The following is a 12,669-nucleotide window of genomic DNA, read 5'->3' as shown; positions in this document are numbered from 1 at the left end:
GACCGGCGGACAGCGGCCTCTCGCTCCGCCGCGACGCGCACGCGGGTCGGTGCCGGTACCGGACGCGTCGCGGCCCGCGCGGCGACTCAATCGTTGCGGCAGCCGGCACGCGCCGCGACGGCGCCCCCTGTCTCCACCCGTTCTGCCTCGACCCGCCCCGTCGCCGCGCGTTCCTCGCCCCGCATCGAGCAGGGAAGCCGCGCCGCCACCCCGGTCGTCGGCACGACGACGCGCGGGACGCTGCCGCCCCCGATGCCTCGGCGCACCCGCTCAACGGTCGAGGCGCGCCGCTGAACCGACGCCGCCGCGCCCCGCGCGGCTGACGTCCCGGCAAGCCGGCCGGCGATTAAGCGCCCGGCAGGTTCCGCCCGCGTCCCGCGATGCTGCGGAATGCGGGCGGTGTCCCGCCGCGGAGGCGGCCGTCAGGCATAGGCCTTCAGGATCGACTTCATCGCCGGTGCGAGGTCCGGTCGGCGCAGCGCGAAGGCCACCTGCGCCTCGAGGAAGCCGGCCTTGTCGCCGCAGTCGAAGCGCTTGCCCTCGTAGCGCAGCCCGTGGAAGGGCTGCATGCCGATCAGCTTCGCCATGGAATCCGTGAGTTGCACCTCGCCCCCCGCGCCCTTCTCGAGGCGCGAGAGGAAGCCCATCACCTCCGGCATCAGCACGTAGCGGCCGATGATGGTCAGGTTCGATGGCGCCTTCTCGATGGGGGGCTTCTCCACCAGGCCCTTCACCGAGACGAGCCGCCCCTTGTCCTCGGCCACGTCGAGCACGCCGTAGCGGTTGACGCGTTCGCGCGGGACTTCCTCGATCGCCACCACGTTGCCGCCGGTCTCGTGATAGGCGGCGACGAGCTGCCCGGTGCAGGGCGTCTCGCACATCATCAGGTCGTCGGGCAGCAGGATGGCGAAGGGGTCGTCGCCGACGAAGGACCGCGCGCACCAGATCGCGTGGCCGAGGCCGAGCGGCACCTGCTGGCGCACCGTGACGATGGAGCCGGGCGTCATCGACTGGGCGCGCAGCGCCTCGAGCTCCGCCGTCTTGTTGCGGTCGGCGAGGGTGCGCTCGAGCTCGTAGGCAACGTCGAAATGCTCGACGATCGCGGTCTTGCCGCGGCCGGTGATGAAGCAGAACTGCTCGATGCCGGCGGCGCGCGCCTCGTCCACGGCGTACTGGATCAGGGGCTTGTCCACGACCGGCAGCATCTCCTTCGCCATCGCCTTGGTGGCGGGCAGGAAACGGGTGCCGAGGCCCGCGACGGGCAGGACGGCCTTCTTGAGCGGCTTCAGGGACACGATCGGCGAATCCTCGATTGCGGCGTTCGGATTGCAGGCAAGCATGCCGTCGGGGCGGCAGTAAGGCGAGCGCCGCATGCCGGCGCAACGGGCGGAAGGCGCGGCGGCGGGCCCGCGTGGCACGCAGGCCGCACCGCGAAGGAGAACCGCCCGTGTCATTGACCGCCCCCTTGCGCCGCCTGGCCGGCGCCGCATTCGGCCTGCATGCCGCCGACCAATTGGCGATGGCCGCCCTGCCACTGACCGCGGTGCTGGCGCTCGGTGCCGGGCCGGGGCTGGTGGGCGTGCTGCTCGCTGCGCAGGCCGCGGCCTGGCTGGCCTTCTCCCTGCCGGCGGGGCTGCTGGTGGACCGCTTCCCGCGGGCATGGCTGCTCGGGGTGGCCACCTTCACTGCCGCTGGCGGCGCCGCGCTCGCGCTTCCTGCGGCGCAGGGGGGATGGCCCGCGCTGCTCGGGCTGGCGACCTTCGTCGCCTCCTGCGGCACGGTGCTCTTCGTGCTGGCGAGCGGATCGCTGGTGCCGGAATTTGCTCCGCGGGAGGGGCTCGCGGCGGCGAATGCCAGGCTCGAACTCGCTCGCGCCCTGGCGAGCCTCGGGGCGCCGCCGCTGGCCGGAGCCCTGGCGATGGCGGGCCATCCCGTCGCGGCCTATGGGACCGCGGTCGTTGCTGCGCTGCTGGCCCGGGCGGCGCTGCTTGGGCTGCCGCGGGGTGCGGCGCCGGCAATGGCCACGCGCCCGCCGATCCGCAGCCAGTTGGCCGAGGGGGCGCGTTTCGTGCTCGGGCATCCGCTGTTGCGCGGCATCGGGGGGTGCGCCCTGTTCTGGAACTTCTCCTTCTTCGCCCTGCTGGCGGTGACGGTGCCCTTCGCCCTCGGTGACCTGGCGCTGGATCCGGCGCGTCTCGGCCTGGCCCAGGCGGGCTATGGGGCTGGGATGATCGCCGGCGCGACGCTCGCTGCCGGCGTGCAGCGGCGCTTCGGGCCGAATGCGGTGCTGCTGGCCGGGCCGGGGCTGTCGGTCCTGGCGCCGGGGCTGTTGCTCGCCGCGCCGGTGGGCGGGGTGGTGCTGCCCTTCGCCGCGATGTTCCTGGTCGGCTTCGGGCCGATGATGTGGCTGATCTGCCAGACCGGCATCCGACAGATCGTCACCCCGCCCGCGATGCTCGGGCGCGTGGGGGCGGTGCTGCAGGTTGCGATCTACGGCGTGCGGCCTCTGGGGGCGCTGGCGGGCGGCGCGCTGGCCGCGGCGCACGGGCCGGCGGCGGGGGTGTGGCTCTCGGGGGCGGGCTTCGCCGCCTCCTTCCTGGTGGTGGTGGGGTCCGACCTCGTGCGGCTGCGCCGCCTGCCCGCAGCGGTCGCGGCCTGACAGCCTCGCTGACCGGGCCGACCGCCACGGCGATGGGCCCGCGCGGCCCGGAGCGTACTCCGGGCCGCGGCAGCATTACTTTCCGCCGCGCGTGCCGCGCCCGCGGCCCGGCCCATCGCTCGGGTCGGCGTCGGTCAGCCCGGTCGCACGGCCGCCACGCCCGCGGCCGGCACCGTCGTTGGGGTCGGAATCGGTCATGCCGGTGCGGGGGATGCCGCGCCCGCGGCCGGGCCCGTCATTCGGGTCCGCATCGGTCACGCCGGTGCCGCCGCGCATGCCGCGGCCACGGCCGGGGCCGTCATTCGGATCGGCATCGGTCACGCCCGTGCCGCGTGCGCCGCGACCGCGGCCGGGACCGTCATTCGGGTCCGCGTCGGTCACGCCGGTGCCGCCGCGCATCCCGCGGCCACGGCCGGGGCCGTCATTCGGGTCGGAATCGGTCATGCCGGAGCGGCCGCGCCCACCGAGGTCGCCGGGGTCGGAATCGCTGCGGCCCGATTGCGCCAGGGCAGGGGCCGCGAAGCCGGCCGCGCCGGCGACCGGGGCGTTCAGGACGAGCAGGCGGCGGCTGAGCCCCTTGCTGGGCTTGTCTTCACTCATGGGATGACCTCTGTTGGGGCTCGGCGCCGGCGGTGCGGATGACGGTCCAGGCGGATGAGCGAGCCTGTTCCTCCACTTATTGGAGGGCGTGGTCCCGGCTGGCAAGCGGTGCCCCGCAATCCGGCCATGAACGCTTCGGGCTGGCGGTCGCGCCTCCGCGCCACTAGGTTCCGCTCACCATGGACATGCCGATCACCGCGGACAGCCGTGTGGCCACCGAGGCTGCGCGACGCCGCTCCTTCGCCATCATCGCCCACCCCGACGCCGGCAAGACGACGCTGACGGAAAAGCTGCTGCTCAAGGGCGGCGCCATCCAGCTCGCGGGCCAGGTGCGCGCAAAGGGCAACGCGCGGCGCACGCGCTCCGACTGGATGAAGATCGAGCAGGAGCGCGGCATCTCCGTCGCCACCTCGGTGATGACCTTCGAGAAGGACGGAATGGTCTTCAACCTGCTCGACACGCCAGGGCACGAGGACTTCTCCGAGGACACCTACCGCACGCTGACGGCCGTGGACGCGGCGGTGATGGTGCTCGACGCCGCCAAGGGCATTGAGACCCAGACCCGCAAGCTGTTCGAGGTGTGCCGCATGCGGGACATCCCGATCATCACCTTCGTCAACAAGATGGACCGCGACGGGCGCGACCCCTTCGACCTGCTCGACGAGATCGAGAAGACGCTCGCGCTCGAAGCCGCGCCGGTCGCCTGGCCGGTGGGGCAGGGCCAGGACCTGCGCGGCGTCTATGACATCCTCCATCCCTCCCTGCGCATGGTGGACAGCGACGAGGTCATCCCGCTGACCGGCCTCGACGACGCGGTGATCGATGCCCGCATCCCCGGCGACCGCGCGGCGACGCTGCGGGAACAGGCCGCGCTCGCCGCCGGCGCCAGCGCGGAATTCAACCTGGAGAAGTTTCTCGAAGGATCGCTGACGCCGGTCTATTTCGGCTCGGCGCTGCGCGACTTCGGCGTGGCGCATCTGCTGGAAGGCCTGGCGCGCTTCGCCCCCCCGCCGCGCCCGCGCGCCGCCGACGCCCGCGCCGTGCGGCCGGAGGAGCCGAAGCTCTCGGGCTTCGTGTTCAAGATCCAGGCGAACATGGACCCGCAGCACCGCGACCGGGTCGCCTTCCTGCGCATCTGCTCGGGCCGGCTGGAAAAGGGCATGCGCCTGAAGCAGGTCCGCACCGGCAAGCAGGTGCCGGTCAACGCGCCGCTCTTCTTCTTCGCCAAGGACCGCCAGGTCGCCGAGGAAGCGTGGCCCGGCGACGTGGTCGGCATCGCCACCCATGGCGGCATCCGCATCGGCGATACGCTGACGGAAGGCGAGGCGATCAACTTCCAGGGCGTGCCCTCCTTCGCGCCGGAGCATCTCCGCCGCGTGCGCCTCGATGACCCGATGCTCGCGAAGAAGCTGCGCAAGGCGCTGGACGAACTCGCGGACGAGGGCGTGGTGCAGCTCTTCCGCCCGCTCGACGGGTCCCAGCCCATCGTCGGCGTGGTCGGCCTGCTGCAGCTCGACGTGCTGCAGTCCCGGCTGCGCGCGGAATACAGCGTGCCGGCCTCGTTCGAGGCGGCGCCCTGGACCCTGATGCGCTGGATGGCCAGCGAGGATCGCGACGCGATCGAGCGCTTCGCCACCGCGAACCGCATGGACATGGCGCAGGATCACGACGACGAGCAGGTCGCCTTCTTCACCAGCGACTGGCGGCGGAAGCGGGCCGAAGAGGAATACCCGATGATCCGGTTCCTGCCGGTGCGGGAGCAGCACGGGCTGGGAGCGTGAGAAGCGGGGGGAGAAGGGAACTTCTCCCCCCGCGCCCCCCTCAACCTTCCTTGTCACCTGGGGACTGAGGGCGGAGGGTGGAGCAGATCGCGCATGACCGGCGTCTGCCGCAGGCGTGAAGATGCTCGCAAGAACAGGGGGGCGGAGCGGTAGCCGTGGGCCCGGGCGAACGGAAGTCGCTCCAGGTCGCGCGCGCTATTCCGGCCCGCGGCGACGCACCACGGTGACGCTGCACGGGGCCTCGGCGGCGACCTTGCCCGAAACGCTGCCGAGCAACCGCCGTTGCAGCGAGGATGCGCGCGCGCCGAGCACCAGATGGTCCACCCGGTTTGCCCGCGCGTAGCCGAGGATGGCGTCGGCCGCATCCGCCCCCTCCAGCACATGGAAGGTGACGCGCGCCTCGGGCAGGCCGAGCGGCCTGGCCCAGTGCCGCAACTCCACCAGCCGCTGGACGTGCCGGTTGCGGCCCTGGTCGTCGAGGGTGGTGTCGATCGACAATAGATTGGACTTCAGCACGTTCAGGCAGGCGAGCCGCGCGCCCGGCCGGCTGCCGAGCATCTTCTGCATCTGGTTGCGCAGCGCCTCGGCAAGTTCCTCCGACATCTCGCCGAAATCCAGCGCGACGGCGAGGATCGGCGCCGCCTGCACCTGCCGGGCGGTGGCGAAGGCGCGGTGCTGCGGATCCCTTTGGCGCAGGCGGCGGCGCATGACGGTCAGGAAGCCGTCGCGGCGCATCTTCCCGGCCCGATGGGTGAGCGAGACCTCCTCCGGGTGGCGCAGGTCGAAGGCGAGCTGGGCGGCGGTCGGGTAGCGCGCGTCCGGATCCACCTCGAGGCAGCGCAGGATCGCCTCCTGCAGCCAGGGCGGGATGTTCGACCGCCGGCGCCGCGGCGGGACCGGGTCGCGCCACAGCCGCCGCTTCACGCCCTTGAGGTGCTGCGGCTCCCCGAAGGGCAGGTCGGCGGTGGCCAACTGGTACATCAGCGCGCCGAGGGAGAAGATGTCGCTGCGCGGATCGTTGCGGATGCCCAGCGCCTGTTCCGGCGCCATGTAGGGCGTGGTGCCGTAGGGCAGGCGGAATTCCTCGGCCATCAGGTCGGGCAACTGCTCGTGGTGCGCCAGGCCGTAATCCACCAGCACCGCCGTGCCGTCCTCGCGGAACAGGATGTTCGCCGGCTTCACGTCGAGGTGGACGACATGCTGGTGGTGCAGCGCGTCCAGCGCATCGGCCACGGCGGCGCCGATGTGGGCGACCTCCTCGGCCGGCAGCGGCAGGTCGCGCAGGCGCACCGAGAGCGGCGCGCCCTGAATGCGTTCCATCACGATGAAGGGCTCGGCCTCGAAGCCGCCCAGGGCGATGAAGCGCGGCACGTGCGGCCCCGAAAGCCGCGGCATGATCATCTGCTCCATTTCGAAGGAGACGATCGCGGCGGGGTCCTCGCCCTCCCGCAGGCGCGGCACCTTCATCAGCATCGGCAGGTCGTCGCCGGGGCGGGTGACGCTCATCAGCACGGCCATGCCGCCTTCGTGCAGCACCTGGCCGACCTCGAACCCCTGGATGCTGCGTGGCAGGACCGGGCCCTCCGTCAGCGCCCAAGCAGGAGCCGTTCGGCGAGGCCGAGCGGCAGGCCGGCTGCGCGGATCTTCGCCGCCGCGCCGGCCACATCGTAGGGGACGCGGTGCCAGGTCGCCTGCATCGGCGACGTCTCGAGCATCAGGTAGCAGGCGGCCGGGTTGCGGTCCCGCGGCTGGCCGACGGCGCCGAGAACCGCGAGCCAGCGCCGCCCGTGCGCCAGCGGCACCGGCGCGCCGCCGACCGGCACGAAGGGCGTGAGCTTGCCCGTCTCGCCGAGGCTGTAGAGGGCCGGGCGGTGGACATGGCCGCAGACCGTCACATGCGCGTGCGTCGCCTCCATGCTGCGCCGCGCGGCCTCGGCATCCGCGACGTAGCGCCAGCGCTCGGGCGCAGAGGCGTCCGCATGGACGAAGAGGCAGCCCTCCTCCTCGACCGTCAGCGGCAGGCCCGAGAGGAACCGGCGATGCTCCGGGGTCAGCCGCGGCCGCGTCCAGGCGATGGCCGCGGCCGCCATGTCGTTCATGCCGCCGGCGCCGGCGCCGATCGCCGCCTCGTCGTGGTTGCCGAGCACCGCGATGGCGCCGGCGGCGACCAGTGCGATGGCCAGTTCCAGCACCGCCTCGGGGTCTGCGCCGTAGCCCACCAGGTCGCCGAGCAGGGCGATCCTCTCCGCTCCGCGTGCCTTGGCATGCTCAAGGCAGGCGTGGAAGGCCTCGAGGTTGCCGTGGATGTCGGCGAGGATGGCGATGCGCATTGGCGCCCTAGTTGTTGATGAAGACGCGCGCGGCGAGCGCGATCTGGAACAGCGTCGTGACCAGGTCGCGCCCGAAGAGCCAGATCTTCGGGTCGAGATAGGGCAGGGCGATCAGCTCGTCCCCCGGCCGCGGCGGCACCTGCGGGTTGAGGATCGCCTGGCCGGAGGGCCGGCGCAGCATCAGCGTGCTGCGCGAACCGCGCTCGGACAGCCCGCCCGCGGCATCGAGGTAGTCCGTGGCGGACCAGCCCTCCCGCCAGATCACGGCCTGGGGCAGGTTCACCTCGCCCTGCACGAGCACGGTCTGGGACCGTTCGGGGATGACGATGATGTCGCCGTTCTCAAGGCGCAGGGGCGCGCAGCCGCCGTCCTGGCCCATGACGACGAGCCGCCCTTCGGGCTGCACGCGCCGTGCGCGCCCGATGTATTGGGAGATGAGGTTCGCCTCGGCCGAGCGCGCTTCCGCCACGCTGCCGGTGGGCGCGGGGGCGAGGAAGAGCTGGCGCTCGAGCCGGTCCAGCGCCTCGTCGATGGCGCGCTTCTGCTGCAGTGCGAGGGCGGGGCGCAGGATGAAGACGCCATCGGTGTTCGCAAGCCCCGGATCCACCGCGATGTGGTCGAGGATCTGGCACAGCGTCATGTCGCGGTCCGTCACCAGCACCGACGGGTAGAGGCGGCTGCCTTCCACGTTCACGCGGATGGTCCGCGTCGCGACGTCGGCGACGAAGGTGACGGTGTCCTGGTCGAGCAGCGTCTGCTGCGCCAGTTCCCCGATGGTCATGTAGCGGGAGAAGGGTTGCGAGCTGCGCACGCCGCGCACCACCGCATTGGTCGCGGCGGGCAGCGGCCGGGCGAGGTCGATCAGCTCCCGCCCGGAGAGCGAGGCGCGGCTCGTGCTTTCGAACAGGTAGTTGTTACGCACCGCGCCGTCGGCCCCGATCATGGCGCGCTGGCGGCCGACGACGATGGTGTCCCCTTCCTGGAGGCGTATCTGCGTCAGCCGGCCCTCGAGGAGGAAGCGGTAGAGATCGACGTTCGCGACATTGGAGCCGCCCCGGGTGATGGCGATCTCGCGGAAGGAACCGCGGCCGGGATCGACGCCGCCGGCACGCACCAGGAAGTCGAGGATGCTGTCCGAGGCGACGCCGGCATAGCGGCCGGGCGCACGGACGAAGCCGGTGACGAAGACGCCGATGCGCTGGGTCGAGAGCACCGTCGCATAGACCTGCACCTGGGAGGTGTAGACCTTGCGCACCTCGCCCTCGACCATCGCCTGCAGGTCGCCGACGCGCACCCCGGCCACGCGGATCGGCCCGATGTTCGGCAGGAAGAGGTTGCCCGCGGGGTCGATCACCCCGACCAGTTCGGAATCCACCGCCCCCCAGGCGCGGACCGAGACGCGGTCGCCGGGCGCCAGCACGTAGTTCGGGTTCGGCGCCTCGGAGGAGCTCTGCTGCTGGCCGGTGAAGAGCGCGGCGCCGAAGACCGCCGTGGCAGGCCCGGCGATGCGCGCCTGGTCGCCCAGCGGCGCCACGAGGGAGGCGCCGCCTTCCGCCTGGGTCGGGCTGCCGATGCGCTCCGTGCCGCGCTGCTGGCCGGGGATGTCGGCAAGGCTGCGCTGGTCGAAGGTGGGCGGTGGCTGCGTCGCCGGCGCGCCGGAGGGCGTCGTCACCGCGCTTTGCGGCATTCCGGACTGGCCGAGCAGCGGGAAGCCCGGCAACTGGCCGGGCACGCCGCCGATGCCCGGCGCGAGGGTGCGCGAACCCGTGGACTGCGCAGCCGCCTGACCGGCCGCGCCCGCGCCGATCGCCAGTGCCAGCAGCAGCGCGAGGCAGCGCCGCAGCTCAGACCGCATGTTCGCGCATTCCTGCGACGAGCAGCCAGCCGATGCCGAAAGCCACCGAAAGACCCATGAAGATGCTGCCAACACTGATCAGTTTCCGCGGATAGAGGGGATAGACGGCGAGGTTCGGCTCGACCACGCGGGCGAGGTACATCTGCTGCCGCTGCGCCTCGATCCGCGCCGTCTCCAGGCTGGCGGTGGCCGAGGCGAGCTGGCGGTCGGCGAATTCCCGCTCGAGCATCAGGCGCTCGAAGGTGCCGAGTTGCTGCGCGAGCGCGCCGTCGCCCTGGGTGCGGCGCGTGCGCTCGGCGACGATCTGGCGCTCCAGCGCGTCGATGCGGTTGCGCGTACCCTGCAGCGCCGTGTTGTCCGGCCGCATGTAGGCCATGCGCTCGCGCAGTTCGGCCTGGGCCGCGGTCAGCGCGCCCTCGAGCGCCGAGATGGTCTGCACCGCCGCCTGCGCCGAGCCCGCGCTGTCGAGGTCCTGCTGCTGTTCGCGGAAGCGGGCCAGTGCCTCCCGGCTGTCCTGCACGCGGCGTTCGGCGATCACCATCTCGGCGCGCGCGATGCGCAGCGCGTCCTCGCGCGCGCGCTCGGAGAGGCTGTTCACCAGGTGCTCGGAGATCTGGAGCAGGGTGTCGGCGAGCGCCTTCGAATCGGCCGGGCGGAAGCTGCGCACGCGCAGCGTCGTGACGCCGGACGAGGTGTCGAAGGTGACGCTCACCATGTTGTTGTAGTAGCGCGTCAGGCGCTCCGGATCCTCGTTCCACAGCCGGGCGACGAGGTCGGCCTCGTCCCGCTGCCAGATGTCGACCAGGTTGAGCCGTTCGTGCGCGCGCATCACCGCGTCGTGGGAGAGCAGGAAGTCGCGCACGCTGCTCGCTTCGCCGGCCGCAGCACCGCCGCTGCCGACCGCCGCCGAGAGCATGGTGCCGAGCGAGAGCTGCGGCGCGTCGGCACGGGAGCGGACGACGAAGCGAGCCTCGGAGACGAACTGCGACGCGGCGAAGACGTAGAAATAGACGGCGGCGAGCAGCGTCGGCGCCAGCACCCACCAGGTGAAGGGGTGGCGCAGCAGCCGCTTCAGCCGCCCGTCCGGCTTCGCCGGCGGCGCCTCGGGCGCGGGGCTCCAGGTCTCGACCGGGGTGGGCGGCGCGACCTCAAAGGCTGTTGTAGGTGGCGAGAGCTTCATCGATGTCTTCGTAGAAGGTGAGGGTGCCCTGATCCAGCACTGCCGCACGGTTGCAGAGCTGGCGAACGAGGGAAGGCTGGTGCGTGACGAGGATGAGGCCCGCGTGCTGCAGCCGCGCCGCGAAGGCCCGGCCGAACTTGGTGTCGCCCACGGCCAGCGCCTCGTCCACCAGGAAGCAGTCGAAGTCGACCGCGAGCGAGATGGCGAGGCCGAGGCGGGAGCGCATGCCGCTCGAATAGGTCTGCACCGGCATGTTCAGGTATTCGCCGAGCTCGGCGAAGGATTCGACGAACTGCACCGTCTCCTGCGCCGGCCTGCCGTAGATGCGGGCGATGAAGCGGGAATTGTCGGCGCCCGAGAGCGCGGCCTGGAATCCCGCGGCCATGCCGATCGGCCAGGAGACGGACATGGTGCATCGGATGGAACCCCGCGTCGGCGCCTCGACGCCGCCGAGGATGCGCACCAGCGTCGACTTGCCGGTGCCGTTGCGCCCCAGCACGCCCACCCGCTCCCCCTTGCGGAAGACCGCGTTGACGCCGCGCAGCACATGCTTGCGGCCGATGTTCATCGGGTAGGATTTGTGGACGTCGAGGAGTTCGAGCGTCATCGCCGCCTACTCCAGCCCGAGGCGGTTGCGCGCGAGCCGCAGCCCCGCAAGCCCGATCAGGTGCGGCACCAGGATCCAGCCGAGCACGTAGGTCAGATCGTAGATCGGGCGGAACTTGTCGCCGAACTGGCCGTCGCGCAGCAGTTCGAACACATGCACCACCGGCACCCAGAGCACGGCGTCCTGCATCCATTCGGGCAGCCAGTCGACCATGAAGAACAGGCCGCTGAAGGGCAGCATGAGGTAGGAAGCGGCATGGACCAGCCGTTCGAGCCCGTCCCACTCGGAGGTGGCGGCGCCGATCATCAGCGCAAGCCCCTGGGCCAGCAGCAGCATCAGGCCCATCGCCACGAGCATCTTCACCGGGCTGTCCGGGAATTCCCCGCCGAAGGCCACGGAGGCGATGACGAAGATCACCATCACCCCGGTGCAGGCGATCGATTCGATCAGATGGCGGGCGTAGAACAGGTCCGGCAGCGTGACCTGGCGATGGTAGAGCAGGCCGCGGTTGGACCCGATCGTGCCCGAGGATCGGTTGACGATGCCGCGGAACATGAAGAACAGGATGTAGCCGATCGAGAAGAACTCGAAGTTGTTGCGAATCCCGTCGCCGCCTCGCGTCTGGTGGATGACCGCGATCATCGCTCCGAGCAGCAGGGGTTCGAAGAACAGCCAGAGATAGCCGAGCCGATGCCGCCCGAAGCGGGTGTGCATCTCGCGGATGATCAGCGCCCCGATGACGCGCAACTGCGTCCGTGCGCAGTCGATGAGCAGCGGCCGGGGTGCGGTGCCGCTCACCGCGACGCCGTGGCGTTCCGTATCAGCGGGCGCGCCTCGCGCCAGCCGGTACCGACACGGCAGAGCAGCCGCGTCTCGGGCCCGCCGCCGGTGCGCACCTGCACCTCCCGGCATTCCCGCCCGCTCGCCGCGACATAGGCGCGCACGAGGCGGACCCGCGCCGTCTGCCCTGTCCCGGTGAGCACCACGCTGTCCTCCGCACCGGGGGAGGCGGATGCGGCGAAGGCCACGACAGGGTCGGAAATCGGCGCCTGGGCCTCCGCGGCCGAGGGCGCCAGGCCGTTCCCCGTCTCCGCACAGGCCGCGAGGAGCAGGAGCGACAGAAACCCCGCCGCCACGCCGCGTCCGGTCCGGTCCAGGCCTTTCGGCATCCCCATGCGTTCCTCGGTCCTCGTGGCAGCGAAACCTAGCGTTCTTGCGCGAGTTACGCAAAAAACAACACGATGCAGTCGGATGCAAAGAGCGCGTGCCCGGTTCCGGCGGTCTTGCACCACGCGCCGGACCGAACGAATGCTGCCCTGCACAATCCGCCGGCAGCGCCGAACCCGGCCGCCACCCGCCCCGCCGCGCGAATCCGGGCGATGCCGGACCTGTTGCGCCGCTGGCCGCACCTGCCTGCCTTCTTCCCGGATGCGGCCGTGCTGCCCTGGACCCCCGTCGCGGCGCCGGATGATCTGCTCGCCCTGCCGGCAGGGGAAGCCGCGCCGCCGGCCTGGGGCGGGCGAACCCTGCGTCTCACCCCCGGTCCCTTCGCGCCGCCGCGCTTCGGCACGCGCGCCGTTCCCGCCGTGCTGCTTGCCGCGGAAGGGGCGGACCCGGTCGCCGCCGCGCTTGCCGCCGCCCCGCCCCCAGCGGCCGA

The 12,669-nt window shown here is 71.9% G+C and carries 12 protein-coding genes; 3 read left to right on the top strand and 9 right to left on the bottom strand.

What is annotated here, in order from left to right:
* Nucleotides 1–422: 422 nt before the first annotated feature.
* Nucleotides 423–1,295 (bottom strand): UTP--glucose-1-phosphate uridylyltransferase GalU, encoded by an 873-nt coding sequence (galU, locus tag GXW76_RS22520; protein ID WP_408904394.1) that lies wholly within the window; start codon nt 1,293–1,295, stop codon nt 423–425.
* Between the two features lie 152 nt (nt 1,296–1,447).
* Here galU and GXW76_RS22515 point away from each other — a divergent pair, with 152 nt between their 5' ends.
* Nucleotides 1,448–2,659, top strand: a complete 1,212-nt coding sequence (locus GXW76_RS22515; RefSeq protein WP_211864353.1) for an MFS transporter — start codon at nt 1,448–1,450, stop codon at nt 2,657–2,659.
* A gap of 75 nt (nt 2,660–2,734) precedes the next feature.
* Here the strand turns inward: GXW76_RS22515 and GXW76_RS22510 are convergent, their stop codons facing one another.
* Entirely contained in the window at nt 2,735–3,259 is a 525-nt protein-coding gene (locus GXW76_RS22510) for a hypothetical protein (RefSeq protein ID WP_211864352.1), read from the bottom strand.
* A 185-nt stretch (nt 3,260–3,444) separates the two neighbouring features.
* Between GXW76_RS22510 and GXW76_RS22505 the strand changes: the two genes are divergently transcribed.
* Nucleotides 3,445–5,040, top strand: coding sequence for a peptide chain release factor 3 (locus GXW76_RS22505; protein ID WP_456307119.1), 1,596 nt, complete (start codon nt 3,445–3,447; stop codon nt 5,038–5,040).
* A gap of 195 nt (nt 5,041–5,235) precedes the next feature.
* On the opposite strand, the gene GXW76_RS22500 is transcribed toward GXW76_RS22505, so the two are convergent.
* Genes GXW76_RS22500 through GXW76_RS22470 form a run of 7 tightly spaced genes read right to left on the bottom strand, consistent with a single transcriptional unit; the run spans nt 5,236 to nt 12,181 of the window.
* Nucleotides 5,236–6,576, bottom strand: a complete 1,341-nt coding sequence (locus GXW76_RS22500) for a serine/threonine protein kinase (RefSeq protein ID WP_338151020.1) — start codon at nt 6,574–6,576, stop codon at nt 5,236–5,238.
* A gap of 50 nt (nt 6,577–6,626) precedes the next feature.
* Nucleotides 6,627–7,370 (bottom strand): metallophosphoesterase family protein, encoded by a 744-nt coding sequence (locus GXW76_RS22495; RefSeq protein ID WP_211864350.1) that lies wholly within the window; start codon nt 7,368–7,370, stop codon nt 6,627–6,629.
* A gap of 7 nt (nt 7,371–7,377) precedes the next feature.
* Complete coding sequence (locus tag GXW76_RS22490; RefSeq protein WP_246514618.1) at nt 7,378–9,225, bottom strand: polysaccharide biosynthesis/export family protein; 1,848 nt, start codon at nt 9,223–9,225, stop codon at nt 7,378–7,380.
* Complete coding sequence (locus GXW76_RS22485; RefSeq protein ID WP_211864349.1) at nt 9,215–10,405, bottom strand: capsule biosynthesis protein; 1,191 nt, start codon at nt 10,403–10,405, stop codon at nt 9,215–9,217. Before GXW76_RS22485 ends, GXW76_RS22490 begins: the two co-directional genes overlap by 11 nt.
* On the bottom strand, nt 10,374–11,012 hold the full coding sequence (locus GXW76_RS22480) for an ABC transporter ATP-binding protein (RefSeq protein WP_211864348.1): 639 nt from the start codon (nt 11,010–11,012) through the stop codon (nt 10,374–10,376). The genes GXW76_RS22485 and GXW76_RS22480 overlap by 32 nt, the downstream gene beginning before the upstream one ends.
* Nucleotides 11,013–11,018: 6 nt before the next feature.
* Nucleotides 11,019–11,810 (bottom strand): ABC transporter permease, encoded by a 792-nt coding sequence (locus GXW76_RS22475; protein ID WP_211864347.1) that lies wholly within the window; start codon nt 11,808–11,810, stop codon nt 11,019–11,021.
* Complete coding sequence (locus GXW76_RS22470) at nt 11,807–12,181, bottom strand: DVU3141 family protein (RefSeq protein ID WP_211864346.1); 375 nt, start codon at nt 12,179–12,181, stop codon at nt 11,807–11,809. The genes GXW76_RS22475 and GXW76_RS22470 overlap by 4 nt, the downstream gene beginning before the upstream one ends.
* A gap of 210 nt (nt 12,182–12,391) precedes the next feature.
* On the opposite strand from GXW76_RS22470, the gene GXW76_RS22465 reads away from it, so the two are divergent.
* The coding region (locus tag GXW76_RS22465; RefSeq protein ID WP_211864345.1) for a hypothetical protein at nt 12,392–12,669 on the top strand (278 nt) is incomplete at its 3' end.

The sequence above is a fragment of the Neoroseomonas soli genome, from assembly GCF_018129065.1.
GTDB lineage: Bacteria > Pseudomonadota > Alphaproteobacteria > Acetobacterales > Acetobacteraceae > Neoroseomonas > Neoroseomonas soli.
The sequence above is the reverse complement of the archived record's forward strand: the minus strand, read 5'-3'. Positions and strand labels throughout refer to the sequence as shown.

What these genes read in the sequence shown, in the direction of transcription:
- GXW76_RS22505 (WP_456307119.1), top strand. Translation starts at nt 3,445, where the DNA reads ATGCCGATCACCGCGGACAGCCGTGTGGCCACCGAGGCTGCGCGACGC.
- GXW76_RS22510 (WP_211864352.1), bottom strand. Translation starts at nt 3,259, where the DNA reads ATGAGTGAAGACAAGCCCAGCAAGGGGCTCAGCCGCCGCCTGCTCGTC.
- GXW76_RS22495 (WP_211864350.1), bottom strand. Translation starts at nt 7,370, where the DNA reads ATGCGCATCGCCATCCTCGCCGACATCCACGGCAACCTCGAGGCCTTC.
- GXW76_RS22485 (WP_211864349.1), bottom strand. Translation starts at nt 10,405, where the DNA reads ATGAAGCTCTCGCCACCTACAACAGCCTTTGAGGTCGCGCCGCCCACC.
- GXW76_RS22490 (WP_246514618.1), bottom strand. Translation starts at nt 9,225, where the DNA reads ATGCGGTCTGAGCTGCGGCGCTGCCTCGCGCTGCTGCTGGCACTGGCG.
- GXW76_RS22480 (WP_211864348.1), bottom strand. Translation starts at nt 11,012, where the DNA reads ATGACGCTCGAACTCCTCGACGTCCACAAATCCTACCCGATGAACATC.
- GXW76_RS22470 (WP_211864346.1), bottom strand. Translation starts at nt 12,181, where the DNA reads ATGCCGAAAGGCCTGGACCGGACCGGACGCGGCGTGGCGGCGGGGTTT.